16 protein-coding genes are annotated in these 17,659 nt (G+C 40.1%); all 16 read right to left on the minus strand.

All coding sequences use genetic code 11. From position 1 onward, the window contains the following. Positions 1 to 375: 375 nt before the first annotated feature. The 16 genes from lysS to spoIIE all read right to left on the minus strand — a co-directional run bounded on the left by lysS (position 376) and on the right by spoIIE (position 17,596). A complete protein-coding gene (gene lysS / locus AKG34_RS25525; protein WP_289710036.1) occupies positions 376 to 1,875 on the minus strand; it encodes a lysine--tRNA ligase in 1,500 nt (499 codons plus the stop codon). 188 nt (positions 1,876 to 2,063) lie between these two features. Continuing rightward, positions 2,064 to 3,062, minus strand: coding sequence for a tRNA dihydrouridine synthase DusB (gene dusB / locus AKG34_RS25530; protein WP_053348971.1), 999 nt, complete (start codon positions 3,060 to 3,062; stop codon positions 2,064 to 2,066). Positions 3,063 to 3,086: 24 nt separating this feature from the next. Then, entirely contained in the window at positions 3,087 to 3,299 is a 213-nt protein-coding gene (locus AKG34_RS25535) for a helix-turn-helix domain-containing protein (RefSeq protein WP_053348972.1), read from the minus strand. Further along, positions 3,251 to 3,778: a 2-amino-4-hydroxy-6-hydroxymethyldihydropteridine diphosphokinase gene (gene folK / locus AKG34_RS25540; RefSeq protein WP_053348973.1), complete on the minus strand. Its 528-nt coding sequence runs from the start codon at positions 3,776 to 3,778 to the stop codon at positions 3,251 to 3,253. Before folK ends, AKG34_RS25535 begins: the two co-directional genes overlap by 49 nt. Before the next feature lie 2 nt (positions 3,779 to 3,780). Next, on the minus strand, positions 3,781 to 4,140 hold the full coding sequence (gene folB, locus AKG34_RS25545; protein WP_053348974.1) for a dihydroneopterin aldolase: 360 nt from the start codon (positions 4,138 to 4,140) through the stop codon (positions 3,781 to 3,783). Next, positions 4,133 to 4,978, minus strand: a complete 846-nt coding sequence (gene folP / locus AKG34_RS25550; RefSeq protein WP_053348975.1) for a dihydropteroate synthase — start codon at positions 4,976 to 4,978, stop codon at positions 4,133 to 4,135. The genes folB and folP overlap by 8 nt, the downstream gene beginning before the upstream one ends. Before the next feature lie 161 nt (positions 4,979 to 5,139). Further along, positions 5,140 to 6,066 (minus strand): cysteine synthase A, encoded by a 927-nt coding sequence (cysK, locus tag AKG34_RS25555; protein ID WP_053348976.1) that lies wholly within the window; start codon positions 6,064 to 6,066, stop codon positions 5,140 to 5,142. 129 nt (positions 6,067 to 6,195) lie between these two features. Then, on the minus strand, positions 6,196 to 7,092 hold the full coding sequence (locus tag AKG34_RS25560; protein ID WP_053348977.1) for a peptidyl-prolyl cis-trans isomerase: 897 nt from the start codon (positions 7,090 to 7,092) through the stop codon (positions 6,196 to 6,198). Between the two features lie 19 nt (positions 7,093 to 7,111). Continuing rightward, positions 7,112 to 7,993, minus strand: coding sequence for an Hsp33 family molecular chaperone HslO (gene hslO / locus AKG34_RS25565; RefSeq protein ID WP_053349018.1), 882 nt, complete (start codon positions 7,991 to 7,993; stop codon positions 7,112 to 7,114). Between the two features lie 33 nt (positions 7,994 to 8,026). After that, positions 8,027 to 8,806: a type III pantothenate kinase gene (locus AKG34_RS25570; RefSeq protein ID WP_053348978.1), complete on the minus strand. Its 780-nt coding sequence runs from the start codon at positions 8,804 to 8,806 to the stop codon at positions 8,027 to 8,029. Positions 8,807 to 8,988: 182 nt separating this feature from the next. Beyond that, positions 8,989 to 11,049, minus strand: a complete 2,061-nt coding sequence (ftsH, locus tag AKG34_RS25575) for an ATP-dependent zinc metalloprotease FtsH (RefSeq protein ID WP_083450978.1) — start codon at positions 11,047 to 11,049, stop codon at positions 8,989 to 8,991. A 117-nt stretch (positions 11,050 to 11,166) separates the two neighbouring features. Further along, entirely contained in the window at positions 11,167 to 11,706 is a 540-nt protein-coding gene (hpt, locus tag AKG34_RS25580) for a hypoxanthine phosphoribosyltransferase (RefSeq protein WP_053349019.1), read from the minus strand. A gap of 32 nt (positions 11,707 to 11,738) precedes the next feature. Then, complete coding sequence (gene tilS, locus AKG34_RS25585) at positions 11,739 to 13,133, minus strand: tRNA lysidine(34) synthetase TilS (RefSeq protein ID WP_053348979.1); 1,395 nt, start codon at positions 13,131 to 13,133, stop codon at positions 11,739 to 11,741. A 93-nt stretch (positions 13,134 to 13,226) separates the two neighbouring features. Next, positions 13,227 to 14,210 (minus strand): serine/threonine protein kinase PrkT, encoded by a 984-nt coding sequence (locus AKG34_RS25590; protein WP_376108462.1) that lies wholly within the window; start codon positions 14,208 to 14,210, stop codon positions 13,227 to 13,229. Beyond that, complete coding sequence (locus AKG34_RS25595; protein ID WP_053348980.1) at positions 14,176 to 14,913, minus strand: VWA domain-containing protein; 738 nt, start codon at positions 14,911 to 14,913, stop codon at positions 14,176 to 14,178. Before AKG34_RS25595 ends, AKG34_RS25590 begins: the two co-directional genes overlap by 35 nt. Positions 14,914 to 15,121: 208 nt before the next feature. Then, entirely contained in the window at positions 15,122 to 17,596 is a 2,475-nt protein-coding gene (gene spoIIE / locus AKG34_RS25600; RefSeq protein WP_053348981.1) for a stage II sporulation protein E, read from the minus strand. Positions 17,597 to 17,659 lie beyond the last annotated feature (63 nt).

A 17,659-nucleotide genomic window follows, 5' to 3' on the forward strand; every position in this document is an offset into this window, starting at 1 on the left:
AATTTAACGTTGGCGCTTTGTTTTGTTCAGTTTTCAAAGAGCAATGTCTTTCGGAACAGCTTATTTATAATAACACATTTCATTACTTGGAGTCAACAACTTTTTAAAAATTTTTTTAAAAGTTTGTAATCCGTTTGAAACTCGTTCGTAACAACAGATATAAATATAACATCATTACGTTAACTGCGCAATACCTTTTATAAAGTTTTTTTGAGATAATATTGTTTTTCTTTCATGCCTTAGAATTCAATCAATAAATAGCTGTTAAATTATTATTAAAAAACAAAAACCGAACTGGACTGCCCGAGGACCAAGAGCTATGCTCTATGGATTCTCAGGCCCAACTCGGTTTCCTTTTTTACTCTTCATATATTATTAGCGATGTCTCATTAACGGGAATAACAGGACGTCACGGATTGAAGGTGAATTGGTTAACAGCATAACTAGTCGGTCAACACCAATTCCCAATCCACCAGTTGGTGGCATGCCGTATTCTAAGGCTTCCAAGAAATCCTCATCCATTTCATGAGCTTCATCATTACCTTGCTCACGCTCTTTTAATTGAGCTTCAAAGCGTTGACGTTGATCAATAGGATCATTAAGTTCCGTGAAAGCATTTGCATGCTCTCTACCCACAATGAATAGTTCAAAACGATCAGTAAAACGGGAATCTTCCGGATTTTTCTTAGCTAATGGAGAAATTTCTACCGGATGTCCATAAATGAACGTAGGTTGAATTAATTTGTCTTCTACCCTCTGTTCAAAGAATTCATTTACAATATGTCCAAACTCCATGGATTCCTTCACTTCAATGCCATTGTCTTTAGCAAGCTGTTGTGCCTCTTCCTTACTCATGTGAGTCCAGAAGTCTACACCTGTGTATTCTTTTACAGCGTCAACCATGTGAAGTCGTTTCCATTCTGGTTTTAATTCTATCTCATATTCCCCATATTGAATGGTTGTTGTACCCAGAACCTCTTGAGCAATATGAGCAACCAGGTTTTCTGTCAGACTCATAATATCCTTATAATCCGCATAGGCCTCATATAATTCAATTAGAGTGAATTCTGGATTATGTCTTGTAGATACACCTTCATTTCTGAATACACGGCCGATTTCATAAACTTTCTCTAACCCACCGACAATCAGGCGTTTTAGATGAAGTTCAATAGCAATCCTCAAGTTCAATGGCATATCAAGCGCATTATGATGAGTAAGGAAAGGGCGCGCAGCAGCTCCACCTGCAACAGAGTGTAATAGCGGCGTTTCCACTTCCAGATATCCATGATCGTCTAAATAACGTCTCATAGCCTGAACAATTCGACTGCGCATGATTAAGGTGTTTTTGCTTTCCTCATTTGTAATTAAATCCACATAACGTTTCCGATAACGTTCTTCGACATCCTTTAGACCATGAAATTTATCAGGTAGCGGGCGAAGCGCTTTGGCAAGGAACACAAAGTCATTAGCTTTAATAGAAAGTTCTCCAACTTTTGTTTTAAAGATAACACCAGTGATCCCTACGATATCACCAAGATCTGTTTGGTTGAATAACTTGTATGAATCTTCACCAATTTTATCTAAACGAACGTAGATTTGGATTTGACCGCTGATATCCTGAATATGAGCAAATCCTGCTTTCCCTTTCCCACGTTTAGTCATTACACGACCTGCAATCGTAACCTCGATCTCTTTTTCCTCTAGTTCTTCTTTCTCTAGTTCACCATATGCACTCACAATCTCTTGAGCGTTATGGGTACGTTCGAACCTGCTCCCAAAAGGGTCTTGTCCATTATCAATCATGGCCTGCATTTTATCGCGTCTTACCTGCAGTTGGTCATTTAATTCTTCATGACTCACGAAAATCATCTCCATCTCTATTAATAAAAAACTTATATAATTATTGAGGATTTCTTTTGCATACGTATTTATTCTTACATAAAGTAAAGGAATTCAACAGCTTTTTATCTTAAAATCTTGTTTATGTACATATAAAAACTGCCAGGATTACTGGCAGTTTTAGATAAGCGTATTATAGGAAAACAGGAAGGTAATGTCAAACATCAGACCATTTGAATATTCTGTTGCTTCGCTTCAATATCATCAACAAGTCCATAAAGAAGGCTTACAACATCTTCTCTTGTCTCACAATCATTAATGCCTTTACGAGCATTAGCATTCCCTTTAACACCCTTTAGGTACCAAGAAGCATGCTTGCGCATTTCACGGACAGCAACATTTTCATTTTTCAATGCAATTAGTCGATCCATGTGAAGAACGCAAACATCCATTTTTTCACGAACTGTAGGCTCATCCATCAGTTGTCCTGTTTCTAAATATTTAACAGTACGGTAAATCATCCAAGGATTACCTAGAGCTGCACGGCCAATCATGACTCCATCGACACCAGTCTCTTTTAACATTCTCTCCGCTTCCTGAGGTGTTTCCACATCACCGTTCCCGATAAGGGGAATATTAATGGATTTTTTCACTTCACGAATGATATCCCAGTTAGCTTTTCCTTCATACATTTGAACTCGAGTTCTACCATGGAGAGAAACTGCTTTACCACCTGCACGTTCCACAGCTTGAGCATTTTGAATAGCAAAGATATGTTCCTCGTCCCAGCCCATACGCATTTTAACAGTAACTGGCTTTTCAACAGCATCAACAACCGCTGAAACCATCTCATAAATTTTATTCGGGTCTAGTAACCATTTTGCACCAGCATCACATTTGGTGATCTTCGGAACAGGGCAACCCATATTTATATCAATGATGTCGGCATTTGTATTTTTATCTACAAACTGTGCAGCTTCTACCAATGATTTCTTTTCACCACCAAAGATTTGCAAGCTTAGCGGCTTCTCTCTTTCATCTATATAAAGCATATTCATCGTTCTTGCATTTTGAAGAACGATTCCCTTATCACTGACCATCTCCGCGCAGACTAATCCAGCACCAAATTCTTTGACCGTCAAACGGAATGCTGAGTTACATACTCCAGCCATCGGCGCAAGCACTACTGGATTCTTCATTTCAATATCGCCTATTTTTAACACGGTGTGGCCTCCTATAACATTCTTTCATTTATCCTCAGGCGGTCTAAGCTCCTCAATGGAAACACGGAGCACACCCGCCACTTCTATTAAAAACGACTCTGAAGGATTGCGGTTCCCTCTTTCGACTTCTCCTAGTAAGGAAACAGAAACGCCAATTTCTTTTGCAAACCCTTCTTGGGTAAATCCCTTTAATTTTCGAAAAGCGCGAATACGCCTTCCCCATTTTTCGCCTTCCATAATCGAACTCCTTCTTTATCCGGAATCTGTTCAAGCAGGCCGCTCAAAGGTATATACATTTGCGGAAGTTTAATATCAGGGTCCACTTCCATTAAAGGCACGAGCACAAATGCTCTTTCTTGCATCCGAGGATGTGGGACTGAAAGAATCTCTGTCTCAATATTTTCATGATTATATAACAAAATGTCAAGGTCTAAAGTACGGGGCCCCCACCTAACTTCCCTTTTTCTTCCTAATTCTTGTTCAATCTGCATACAAGTTCGCAGTAACTCCTCTGGTTTTAAATCCGTTTTCACTTTAAAAACAGCGTTTAAAAAACAATCCTGATCAGCGTATCCGACTGGGTCTGTTTCGTATAAAGACGAGCAGGCAACCAACTCGATGCGTGAATTTTCAGCTAATAATTGGAAAGCGCTTTGGATGGTGACTAGGCGATCTCCTAGATTCGATCCAATTGAAAGGTACGAAATATTTACCACCGTCAGCGCCCTCTTACAATTTCTACAGCAACCGATTCATAGTGCCCTGCTATAGGTGGATCTGGTTTATAGACTTTCACGGTGCACTTCTCAATTGAAGAAAACTTATTAAGTAATTCTGAGGCAATCTCTTCGGCAACGGCTTCCACTAACTTAAACGGCTTCCCTTCAACAACGCCTTTACAAACTTCATATAACTCTCCATAATTTATTGAGTCCTCTAGTTCATCACTCTTCCCCGCCTTGGCTAAATCGGCCTCTACAGTCAAATCCACTTTAAACCGCTGCCCAAGCTTCGTTTCTTCCGGAAACACACCGTGATAACCATAAAACTCCATTTTATTCACAAAAATTTTATCCATTGAAATCACCTTTTCCTAAAAGAGCATCCATCATCTTAGCAGTGCGTGCCATTTCCTTAACGTCATGCACACGTACCATTTGACAGCCTTGTTGAATTCCATTACAGATTGTGGCAGCCGTACCTTCCACTCGCTCACTAGGCGGCAAATCGAGAACATGTCCAATCATGGACTTTCTTGATGTCGCAAGAAGCATAGGATAACCTAATGATACCAGCTTATCAAGATTCCTCATCATTTCCAAATTTAACTTTAAGTCTTTCGCAAACCCTATGCCGGGGTCAAGAATGATGTTTTCATCCTGAACTCCCGCTTTCTTTACAATCGTGATGCTTTCAAACAAATCTTGAAGGACATCCCGGACAAAATGACGATAATCCATTTTTTCCCGGTTATGCATTAAAATAATCGGCACCTGATACTTTGCTGCAACACTTGCCATCATGGTATCGGCCTTTGCCCCCCAGATATCATTTAATATATGCGCTCCTGCTTTCACTGCTTCCTCTGCAACCCGAGACTTATATGTATCGATTGAGATTGGAACTTGAATATTACGGGAGATAGCCTCAATGATAGGGGCTACTCTCTCTATCTCTTCCTCATCCGAAATCCGCTCATAATTAGGACGGGTGGACTCTCCGCCAATGTCCAAAACATCAGCTCCGTCCTTAACCATCTGTTCAGCATGCTTCAAAGCAGCATCTACCCGATTATATTTCCCGCCATCCGAAAAGGAATCTGGCGTAACATTTAAAATCCCCATAATTAAGGTCTTCTTGCTGTAATCCAATTCAAATGAACCACATGTAATCTTTAAAGTATCAGATAATGACATCCAGCGTTCTCCTTCATCAAAAAAATCTATATATACGAGTTTACCTATTTACATAGGTAAAGTGCAAGCACCTTAGAAAATAGAAAAAATCTGTTGGTCTTTACTACAAAAAAGAAAGCAAAGCCCCTATAGGAACTTTGCTTCTCGTTTAATGGTTAATCTTACTCAAAGTTATATAACGGTGTACTTAAGTAACGTTCACCATTACTTGGTATGATAGCAAGGACCTTTTTGCCTTTTCCAAGTTTATCAGCTACTTTAATAGCCGCAGCGATGGCACCACCAGAAGAAATTCCACCAAGGATCCCTTCCTCTTTGGCTGCACGACGTGCGTAATCAAACGATTCCTCTGTATCGACTTGTATGATTTCATCGTAAAGATCAGTATTTAAAATACTTGGGATGAAGCCTGCGCCGATTCCTTGAATTTTATGTGGCCCCGGTTTCCCGCCAGATAATACAGGAGAATCTGCAGGCTCAACAGCGTAGATTTTAATGTCAGGGTATTTTTCACGCAGCACTTCTCCCGCACCTGTAATTGTTCCGCCAGTACCGATTCCTGCAATAAATGCATCCAGACCATCGTCACCAAAAGCTTCTACAATTTCAGGACCAGTAGTGTTACGGTGCACTTCAGGATTTGCTTTGTTTTCGAATTGCTGTGGAATAAAGTATCCTTTTTCTTTAGATAGCTCCGTTGCCTTAGCAATTGCGCCTTTCATTCCTTCTGGTCCAGGTGTAAGAACTAACTCTGCTCCATAAGCACGAAGCAGGTTACGACGTTCCAAGCTCATTGTTTCTGGCATAACAAGGATAGATTTATATCCTTTTGCTGCAGCTACCATTGCAAGCCCTATTCCAGTGTTTCCGCTTGTAGGTTCAATGATCGTATCACCTTGTTTAAGGTCTCCGCTTTTTTCTGCCGCTTCAATCATCGCAAGAGCGATTCGGTCTTTTACACTACTGCCCGGGTTAAAATACTCAAGTTTCAAATAAATATCTGCACTGTTTTCATTTTGAAGCTTGTTTAATTTTACAATAGGTGTTTGTCCAATTAAATCTATTACAGAATTAGCTATACGTGCCATGTTCTCCACTCCTTATCATCCAAATGCCGAGTATGTTTATTGGTTTTATTAATTTAAAGTTACCAGTTTTAATAGTTCATTGTCAATGATTATCTACTATATTCTAAATTTTCTTTCGCAACTATTGACCTATTTCTGTTCTTTCAATCCATAAAACCATTCTACATCTAATTCGTCCCAAAAAATCTTTCCGGAAACCGGTGACTGAATCTGTTCAAGAGCTATTTGGCGGTGAATTTGGTCTTTAACTTCATCATACGTATATTGATTGCCCTCTATTTTTTCATGCAAATAGAGAACAGCCCACCCTTCATCTGTTTCTACAGGACCACTCCACTTATTTACCTTTAATTTCTCTGCAGCTGTAATATATTCCTTAGAAACTTGCTCGTTATCTTGCGATATATATCCCAAGTCGCCCCCTTGATTGGCAGTAAATTCATCAAGGGACTTTTCCATTGCTAAAACAGCAAACGAAACGCCTTTCTCCAACTCATTAATGATTTGATCTGCTTGCTTTTTTGTAGACGAGGTAATATGAGAAATATGATACGTAGTAGGGATTCGGTATATATCCTTATTGTTATCATAATATTTCTGCATCGCCGTTTCGGAAACCGAAACGTCCTTGGTAAGCAGCTTCTCAAGCAGGAGGCTCGATTGAATCTCCTGCCTCAATTGATCTGTACTTTTATTAAGAGTCTGACCGGCGGTTCCATACATCGTTTTCATCATTTTAAGTTCCCGATCAACCTCTTCATCCGAAGTTTTCACTTTGTATTTTTCTGCAGCTTGTTTCACTACCTCTTTATCAACCATTTCCTCAAGAACATCTTCCCCGTATCTCTTTTCGAGTTCATTAATCCATGCTTCCCGGGAAATATCTGTAGATCCAATCTTTGCAACCGTTTCTTCTCCAATAACGGATTTTGAGATGATTAATGGTTTTATGACAAAGATAACGATAGTCAATAGGTTCAACAAGGCAAGGCCGGCAATAATTGCCCGAAGCTTTTGTTTAGGCAAAACCCTTTTCCCCCGTCAATTATTTTTTGGTTTCTGCTTCTAATTCCTCAAGGTCTTCTTTCGAGAACTGGTAGGTCTCATTACAAAAATGGCATTGTGCCTCTGCATGTCCCTCTGTCTCAATAATATCCCGAATCTCATTTTGTCCAAGACTAATCAATGCATTGGCAATTCTCTCCCTTGAACATTGACAGGAGAACTCGACATCCATTTTTTCTAAGATTTTCACATTACCCTCACCTAAAATCTCCGTTAGGATTTCCTCTGGAGTCAGGCCATTTTGAATCATTTTAGAGACAGGGGTTATCGTGCTTAGTCGACTCTCGATTTTAGAAATCGTATCATCGGATGTACCAGGCATTAGTTGAATGATAAATCCACCTGCTGCAAGTATCGAATTATCCGGATTCACCAGAACCCCAACCCCCACTGAAGAAGGCACCTGTTCGGAAGTTACAAAATAATAAGTGAAGTCTTCTCCTAATTCTCCCGATACAAGCGGTACTTGTCCTGAAAAGTGATCACGTAGACCAATATCTTTCACAATGGTCAACAATCCATCAGTACCAACCGCTCTACTGACATCTAATTTTCCTTGTTTATTCAGGTCAAAGTGGGTTTGAGGATTTGTCACATATCCCCGAACTTCGCCCTTTGCGTTACTGTCGACAAGAATTGATCCAATTGGACCTCCGCCTTCGATTTTAATCGTCAGCTTTTCTTCACCTTTTAACATGCCGCCCATCATCACTCCTGCCGTCATTGCACGCCCAAGGGCTGCGGAAGCAGTAGGCCATGTATAATGGCGTCGCTGAGCTTCTCCTACGGTATCCGTTGTTGAAACAGCATATGCCCGAACCTGTCCTTCATAGCCTAACGCCTTTATTAGATAATCCTTCATTTGTTGTGCTCCTTCCATGCTGTGATTCCTTCTTTATTTCTTCACTTGCTCACGATTACGTTTATAAATCAGCTGCAATCCTTTTAAGGTCAAAAATGGTTCAACAACGTCAATCACAGTAGACTCATTAGCAATTAAGGTCGCTAGTCCGCCAGTAGCTATTACCGTTGGCTCTAGATTACTTTGTGCTTTAATTCGGTTTACGATTCCTTCTACCTGACCGACATACCCATACAAAATGCCTGCCTGCATAGCGGATACTGTATTTTTCCCAATAATCCCATCAGGACGATTAATTTCTATTCTTGGAAGCTTGGCTGCTTTTGAATAAAGTGCTTCTGTAGAAATGTTAATACCCGGGGCAATGGCTCCACCCATGTATTGTTTATCCTCATTTATATAGCAATATGTCGTTGCCGTGCCAAAATCCACGATAATGAGAGGGCTTCCATATTCCTGAATGCCTGCAACAGCATTAACAATTCGGTCCGCTCCCACCTCACGGGGATTTTCGTATTTAATATTCAATCCAGTTTTTATTCCAGGTCCCACTATAAGCGGTTTTATACCAAAGTATTTTTTACACATGCGTTCAAGTGCAAACATAATTGGTGGTACAACTGAAGAAATGATGATGCCATCGAATTGATCAAACGAAAGACCTTCATGTTGTAGCAAAGACTTTATGACCATTCCATACTCATCTTCTGTCTTATTACGGCTCGTCTCAATTCGCCAATGATATTTTAAAATATCTTCATCGTATACGCCCAATACAGTATTCGTATTCCCAACATCCAATACAAAAATCATCGTTATCATCACTCCGGTAAATTATTCTCCCACATCATACCACACTGTTATTTCCCACGCTATTAGTCAAACTTTTCGATAGGTAAAAAAATCCAACTCTATTTTTCTTAGCCCCACATATTTATTTAAGGGTTAAGAAAAGGGTATTTCCGAGGCGGAAATACCCTTTTGAATTAGTCAACTTAAGACTTTTTATTGTCATCTTCGTTCGGGAAGGAAAGCGGCTGATCTTGAGGTGTTCCTTCTTTGATTGGAGGAGTATTCAATCCTTCCTCCGTTACTTCAAGGTCCTCAGGTCCTCTCTTATCCAATGGATCTAAAAGAGCTTCTTTTTCTTCCTTCTTCGTATTGATGTTTACCTTGACATTCTCATCAGTAGTTAAATTCCCATTCAGAGCGGTATAATCCCGTTCTGGCAATTTACCGTTATGGAATAAACCTTTGATTTGTTCAGCATCAAGTGTTTCTACTTCAAGCAAGGTTTTGGCAACCAAATCAAGTTTTTCACGATTTTCAGTAAGAATTTTCTTACATCTTTCGTATGCTTCTCTAATGATACGTTGAATTTCAAGATCAATTTCATATGCTATTGCATCTGAATAATTTTGATCATTATTGAAATCGCGGCCTAAGAAGACCTGACCTTGTGAATTACCGAATTGAAGAGGTCCAAGCTTACTCATACCATATTCCATAACCATGCTACGAGCTATGCCTGTTGCACGTTGGAAGTCATTATGAGCTCCGGTACTCACTTCACCGAATGTAACTTCTTCGGAAACCCGGCCACCTAAAAGACCAACAATCTTATCTTTTAGTTCAGGCTCCGTCATGAAGAAACGATCTTCTTTAGGAAGCATTACTGCATATCCACCAGCTTGACCACGAGGGACAATCGTAACTTTATGAACCACTTCGGCATCATCAAGAACCAATCCGATAATAGTATGGCCTGCTTCATGCCATGCTACAATATTCCGTTCTTTTTTAGAAATAACACGGTTTTTCTTAGCAGGTCCGGCAATAACGCGATCCGAGGCTTCATCCAAATCGGACATGTCGATCTTCTTCTTATCTTGACGGGCTGCTACAAGAGCTGCTTCATTTAGTAAGTTTTCAAGATCGGCACCAGAAAATCCTGGTGTACGCTGAGCTATTGCTTTTAAATCAACAGTCTCTGCTAAAGGCTTGTTACGTGCATGGACCTTCAGTACTTCTTCACGGCCTTTAACATCCGGGCGGCCAACCGTAATTTGACGGTCAAAACGTCCAGGGCGCAATAGTGCCGGATCTAATACATCAGCTCGGTTTGTCGCGGCGATAATAATGATACCTTCATTTCCACCGAAACCGTCCATTTCTACAAGTAATTGGTTTAGTGTTTGTTCACGTTCATCGTGTCCGCCACCAAGACCAGCGCCACGTTGACGTCCTACTGCATCAATTTCATCAATAAAGATGATACATGGTGCATTTTTCTTAGCATTTTCAAACAAATCACGAACACGTGATGCACCGACCCCTACAAACATTTCAACGAAATCAGAACCACTGATTGAGAAGAAAGGAGTACCGGCTTCACCAGCTACTGCCCGGGCAAGTAAAGTTTTACCTGTACCAGGAGGTCCCACTAAAAGTACTCCTTTTGGAATACGGGCACCGAGCTCGGCATATTTGCGAGGATCTTTTAAAAATTCAACGACCTCTACAAGTTCCTGCTTTTCTTCGTCCGCTCCAGCAACATCATTGAAGCGTACTTTTTTCTTATCATCATTATACAATTTCGCCTTACTTTTCCCGAAGTTCATGACGCGACCACCGCCGCCACCTTGAGCTTGGTTAAGTAAAAAGAAGAAGAGGATAAAAATGATTACAAATGGAATAATGGAAGTGAAAAATGTCACCCAGCCACTTGTCTTTTCTGGAGGTACAACAGTGATGATGTCTTTACCTAACTTAGTTACGGCATCATTAATTCGACTCTGCGAATATTCACTGAATGGCACGTACGTCACAAAGTATTTGTTTTCCTCATAACCTTTGAGCTTCCCTGTGATTTCAAACACACTGCTTTCGGGCTGCATCGTTAGTGATGTAACGTCCCCACTCTCCAAATGCTTATAGAATTCATCTTGGGTCATTTTCTGTGTTGGTTCATTGTTATTATTAAAGATGCTTACAATCCCAATGATGACCAAAAAGATCAGTAAATAAAATATGGTATTACGGAAGATCCGATTCATCCCTTACCTCCTCCCACGGGTAAACAAACTATAGTAAATACTATCATAAAAAATTAATGAATTACAATAATTTAACACCGCTGTTTTTATCTGGTCTTCTCTTACAAACAGGTACTATTAATTCGAGTAAATTTCAGGCTTTAATATGCCAATATACGGGAGATTACGATATTTTTCTGCAAAATCAAGACCGTATCCGACAACAAATGCGTCTGGTACGATAAATCCAAAATAGTCCGGAGTAATATCTGCTTTCCTGCCTGTTGGCTTATCTAATAAGGTAACAATTTTAATTGATTTTGCTTTTCTATAACGGAAAAGTTCAGCAAGGTAGCTCAGGGTCAAACCGCTGTCGATAATGTCTTCAATAATTAAAATATCACGGCCTTCTACTGATGTATCAAGATCTTTAATGATTTTCACTTCACCAGAAGATACAGTGGAGTTGCCGTAGCTTGAAACATCCATGAAGTCCATTTCAAGGTGTGTATCCACACGTTTTAGTAAATCTGACATAAATGGCATGGCGCCTTTTAGCACACCGATAGCCAACGGAAACTTACCTTGGTAATCAGCTTCAAGCTGTGCTCCAAGTTCCCTGATTTTTTTTTGAAGTTCTTCCTCAGTTATTAAAACTTTTTCAATGTCATTTTGCATGGTCATTGTAATTAATTGCCCCCTATGAAGAATTAAACTTTTTTATATTCTAAGTAGATTAAAGATGTTTCATCAGAAATTATATCCGGTTCAACATTCGATTTTTTCAAGCCAGGAAGCCAAATAACTGTTCCTGCCTGATCGATGATAACCGGCCATACATTTCTTTCTAGCAACGGGATTTTTTCATTAATAAAAATCTCCTTCAACTTTTTACTTCCACCCAATCCCTTAACTGCCATCCGTTCGCCTTCATTCCTAGTTCGGACTGTAAGCGGAAACTGGACCGCAGATTCGGGAAGAATAAAAGAATAGTTTCCTCTAAGAACGGGAATTTCTTCTTTTATATAGTGCGCTTTAATCTTATATCCATTCGGAAGAATAGTCTCACCGGGAATTTGTAATTTAAGGGAATATTTTAGGCTTTCTTGCCGAAAAAATCTAAAGGTACAAGTTTTATATGATTTTTCCGCAATAAGGCCCTCCGGAAGATGCAATTCTGCAGATGGTTGAGGATTTAAAAACAAAGCTAAAAGTTGGTCAATATGTAATGCTGAAAGCGATGAAGGTCTCTCCAAATAAAGATAGTTTAATATTAGTTGAATCGCTCTTCTTTGTAAAGGTTTAGGCATCGCCAGAACCCTATCAATCTGAATTACTGCATAATCTTTTTCCTGTTGAGCCCAAACCTCAGGCATTTTGCTTGAGACAAGGTTCAGAAAAAACTCTTCATCTTCATAAAGTTCTTCACTAAAGCGTTGAAAATGTTCGTGAACCTTTCTATTTTCTTTCTTTAAAAACGGAAGAACTTCATGTCTAAAACGGTTTCTTACATAGTCATCTTTTTCGTTGCTCGGGTCATACCTTGGCTCAAGTTTATGAATACCCGCATATTCAATTATTTCGTCTTTGGTAAGTTCAAGAAAGGGCCTTATAAGATAACCGGTATGAAAAGGTCTCTTTAGAGGAATACCCGCTCTGGCCTTACCTGTCGCCCCTCTTGTTAAACGCATGAGCACCGTTTCAATTTGATCATCTCCATGATGCCCTAAAACAAGAGTGGAGGTTTGGTGTTTAGCCATCATTTCTTCATAGAAAGCAAAACGTAACTTTCTTGAAGTTAATTGGGAGCTTTCTCCTGTCTGTTCTATATAGGCTGGTACGTCGATCCTTCTACCTTCAAAAACGATGCCCCACTGTTCACATATTTGTTCGACATACTTATAATCTTCGTAGGATTCCTCGCCACGGAACATATGGTCAACACTCGCTACAGTTAACTCGTAATGAAAAAGAGGTTGAACTTGCTTTAGAAAATGGAGAAGAACCAATGAGTCAGGACCCCCAGAAACACCTACGAGCAACTTCGACTTTTCCTGAATTAATTCGTTTCTATAAATAGTCTTAAGAACTTTTTCCTTTAACATACAATCTTCCTTCTTTATGGACAGGTATTATTTTATACGATTCAAACATGAAATGGTTTCAAATATTCCATGTTGGTAACGTATTTAACTATATCATAACAACTGTTCATATATGTAAAGAACATAGAGTATCGATATTATGGCAACCAGCAAAAAAGTTTCAAAAAAACCTCCCCTCATTTTTTTAGAATGACTCTGAGACCTTCTTGCTTGTCTCGTTGTAGCTTGCCTTGTCGCAGCTTGACTCGAGGGCTTTTTCTTTAAATGATTTTGATTACTTAGCATAGTAACTAGGTCCTCCCGCATTTGTAATGCTGAATCATACTTCCCGAGTAGTGCTTTATCTAGCATCTTTCTATATGGGTGTAATTCCTTTTTCTGCTTAATCAAGTCGATAAGCTGCCTATACCCCTCCCCTTTCTTGTGAAAACGTGCAGGATAGGCAGAATTGATGATTATCATCGCTACCGCGAACAAATCATATTGTGGATCAGCCTTTCTTGACCCAAGTCCCCAATAACCTCTGTCGAAGAACTCGGTGAACTCTTTAACAGATCTACCAATCAAGGTTGTCCCACCTACATCTACACATCGGACTTTGTAGGCTGGAGAGGTCACTATTAAATTCTCAGGTTTTAAATCACCGAATACCCAGCCATTTGTATGCAAAGCTGACAAACTAGTTAATAACTGAAGCATTAAGACACCAATCCACGATGATCCTTTTTTTTCAATAAAACGCAAAAAATCGTGTCCATGGATATATTCCATAACATAAAAAGGTAGCTGCTTTCCTGTTTCCATAAAGTCGTCCGCTTCCAAAAAGGAAGGCCCAAGGGTAGACCCCTGGACCTTGGAAAAGGATTTTAGGATATTCATCTCTGAAATAATAGACGTCCCATTATCACTGAGCTTAAGCGCATAATGACGATTTTCACTTTCCACCAAATAGACAATCCCGTTAGCGCCACACCCCAATTCCTTGATAATTTTGTACCGGTTTTTATTCCACTTTCCAGTGATTAAGCTGCCAGGCAGGAGTTTACATTGATTCCTCAAAGTATTGTTCATCATCATGTGATAACAATCCCCTCAATGAACGTTTTTTATTAAAATAAGATAGAGCTTCACGAATTGCTGGCCCTGTTGGAGTGAGCCCACCTGTACTAAGCTTAGGGAAAGTTGCCGTCAAAGCTTCAAGGTTCGGGGTCCAATCAAGCAACTTTTCCACATCATTTCTTTTCCCAGGAAATACGAATACGGAAAATCGGCTGTCACCCATTCTTGCATTCATACTTAGGGAAAGATCTAATAAGGATTCTTTTACAGTTGGCAGCTTATGTTTCATACTCGCACTTGTATCGACAAGAATTAACACTTCAAGCTTGCTAGTTTCTCCAAGCTCATCAACCACCTCCATCACTTCTCCCCGTTTATCCGGAGGGAGATCTTCCATTGTTCTTGAATCACCTAATATTTGTTGAAGTTCACGATTAATAACTCCCTGTATGGTTTGAGTCATTGCCTTTTGGGTAACCATTTGGACGGTTTGTGACAACTGCTGTGCATAGACAATTTGGCTTACACCACCCCCGGAACCAGCAATCTTCTCAATTTCTTTAAGTCCCTTTTCATCTATCACATCATTTTCCATGACACCTATGACATTGATGGTTATGCCTTGCTCCCGTGCTAAAGCAGCCATAGCAGCCGGCTCCTCACCATGATTTGAACAGCCGTCGGTAATAAGCAAAACCTGTCTTAATGTTCCTGCTTTCATGTTTGGCTCTCCCTTCCATTCAATCTATTACCATAATTGACTAAAAGGGGATAATTTATACACCAAAAACACGCACTACCAAGTCACATTTCTTATACACTTTTGCAGGGGATCCATAGAGTTATCCAACTATTTCTTTACATAGCTGCCAACATAACACCTCGTTTGTAGAAGACCTCCTTATCTTAATTTATGGAAAGATTTCTCGTTACTGAGCCTTTTTCCGTTTTGGTGAAACAGGGATGGATGCCCATTTCGGTGTATTATGTTTAATTTTTGAGGTTACCACTGTCATATCATCATCTATGATCCCTTTTGTTCGAATGACCTCTTCTAATATTAAATCAGATATTTCCTGTGGGTCGTCTGTCTCCATTTCCTTGATTTTTCGTTTAAGCCAGAACTCGATATTTTCCACATGTGAGGGACCATCGAATACCCCATCACTCATCATTATTAAAATATCCCCTGCCTTTAGCTCCTCGGATACGACATCAACATCGAAATCCTGGATGATACCCATCGGCAGGTTACTTGATTCAATTTTAATGATTTTATCCCCCCTTTTAATGAAACTTGGTATCGAACATATTTTTAAAAACTTAGCCTTTGCATCCTGAAGATCAATCATTGCCAGATCAAGAGTTGAAAATATTTCATCGGTCGTGCGAAGGGATAATACGGAGTTTACGGATTTAATGGCTATTTTTTCTTCTATTCCCGATTGTAAAAATTTTTGTAGCAGCTTCAAAGTCTCGGTGCTTTCAAAATGGGCCCTTTCCCCATTACCCATCCCATCACTAATGGCTATTGCAAATTTGCCGCAACCAATTTCCATGGTCGTATAACTATCTCCTGAAACAAGCCCTCCCCCCTTGGCAGCATGAGCCACACCCGTTTCGACCGTGAATTTTTTTGCTGACCTAAATATCACCTCACATTGCCCGTTTGGATAAGTTGCACACTCTTCGGAATGGACAACAATCGTTTCTCCTAAAATGTCGGAAAGCATAGGTGCAATCAACTTCTCACATTCCCCTCTGCCTTGGCAGTATGGGACACTCATCTCTATATCAACACTTCCCTGTTCAAGGCTGTATATTTCCACATAACCGATATGCAGGCCAAAATCCTGAATGGCCTCCATAATGGATTCCTCGTGTAAATGATGATTCTTCCTTTCCCTTTGAATTTCTTTCGCGAAATCATCCATCACTGCAGAAACTCCACGCAGTTGGTCCGCCACTAGCTTCCTGCTTTCTTTCACCTGCCTTTTTAACTTTTGGTTTGCTTCAAAGTAAGTAAGTTCCTGAGAAATTGCCCCAATGACCTGCGGCCCACGACTACAGTATTTCCCCCATTCTTTTGAAGTTTTTTGGGGGAGCTGTCCATTATTTTCACTTAATTGAAGCATAATCTCCTGCATACCGTCATAGGTTGTATTAAAGTTTTTAGCCCAGCATTGTTCCTTTTTAAAGCAGATTTGGCACGTTTTTTCAGTTACATTACTTAAAAAATAATCGAACTCTTTCTCATCTTCCTCCAATCTTCCTCGTTCATCTATTTGGGAAAAGCTATTTGAGAGCGCCTCAAATACATGAGAGAATTGTTCCACTCTTTGGGCGGTAACGTCCCTCACTTTCCGGGCATACTGTTGCTGTTCATCCGAGTTCTCTACGGTCCCGGGTATATGCTTTGCTATTTTATTGATTATTGAAGATGGTGTTAAAATAAATAACACCACAGCTATAAGTGATTCATAGAGGGTAACCATAATATTATTAGTTCCCTCTCCGTATAGCCCTATTAGTAACGTAGCAATTAACAGGCCTGCCGCAACCCCTATCTTCCTACCCTCCTTCAACAAACCACCGAGCAGGCCTGAAAAAGCGAGAAGGCTCATTTGATAAAGGCTGGCTATACTCGCTAAGCTGAATATTAATCCGGTAACGACACCTACAGTGGAGCCTATGGCGGCCCCTCCCGCCAGCCCGAATAGGAGGACAAGGTATCGTGAAAATATATGATCGAGTGACAGGTCATATATCATCCACCCAATTGTTCCGGTCATCACCGACGCGAGTAGAATGATAATGCTGACGATCTCTTCTGTCTTTAATGATTGTGACTTTGTCCGTATTGATAGCAGCGGGATGGACTGTATGAAAATTAAGGTTAAAATCATGGCGAGCCCCGCCTCTACTCCTATCATCATCAGGTCGTACAGCTGAATCGTTCGAAACACAAGATATTGCTCGGCCAGGTTTACCAGGAAGAGTGAAGCAAAGACGTACATCGACATCGTCTTAAATTGCCCTTCTACGGCCGGCTTCTTGATTTTATGAAATAAGAGAAGCAGGAACGCCGATGTAAAGATGACTAAACTATTAGAATAGTGAACGGTGAGCCCCCCAGCGATTAAGCCAAACAGTGCGAGTGGAGCTCGGTCACGTCTCATGAGAAAAACGGCTGCGAAAAACGGAAGCCCAAATGGTGCTAACTGTGAAAGAATTAATGCTCGTCCTAATAAAAAACCGATAATGGCTAAAGAGATACCTTTCTTTATAAAGATATCATCTGTTTTCGTTTGCAGCTGTTGGATCCAATTGATGGCTCCCTCCTTTGCTTCTTTTAACTGAACATCCCCAAGCGGTTCCATCATAGGTCTTTCTACTTTTTCCATTTCAACACCCCATTCATATTAGTGATTTTTATTATATAGAGGGCTTAACCATTTTTTTGTCAG

It is taken from the genome of Peribacillus butanolivorans (assembly GCF_001273755.1).
In the GTDB taxonomy this organism is placed as follows: domain Bacteria; phylum Bacillota; class Bacilli; order Bacillales; family DSM-1321; genus Peribacillus; species Peribacillus butanolivorans.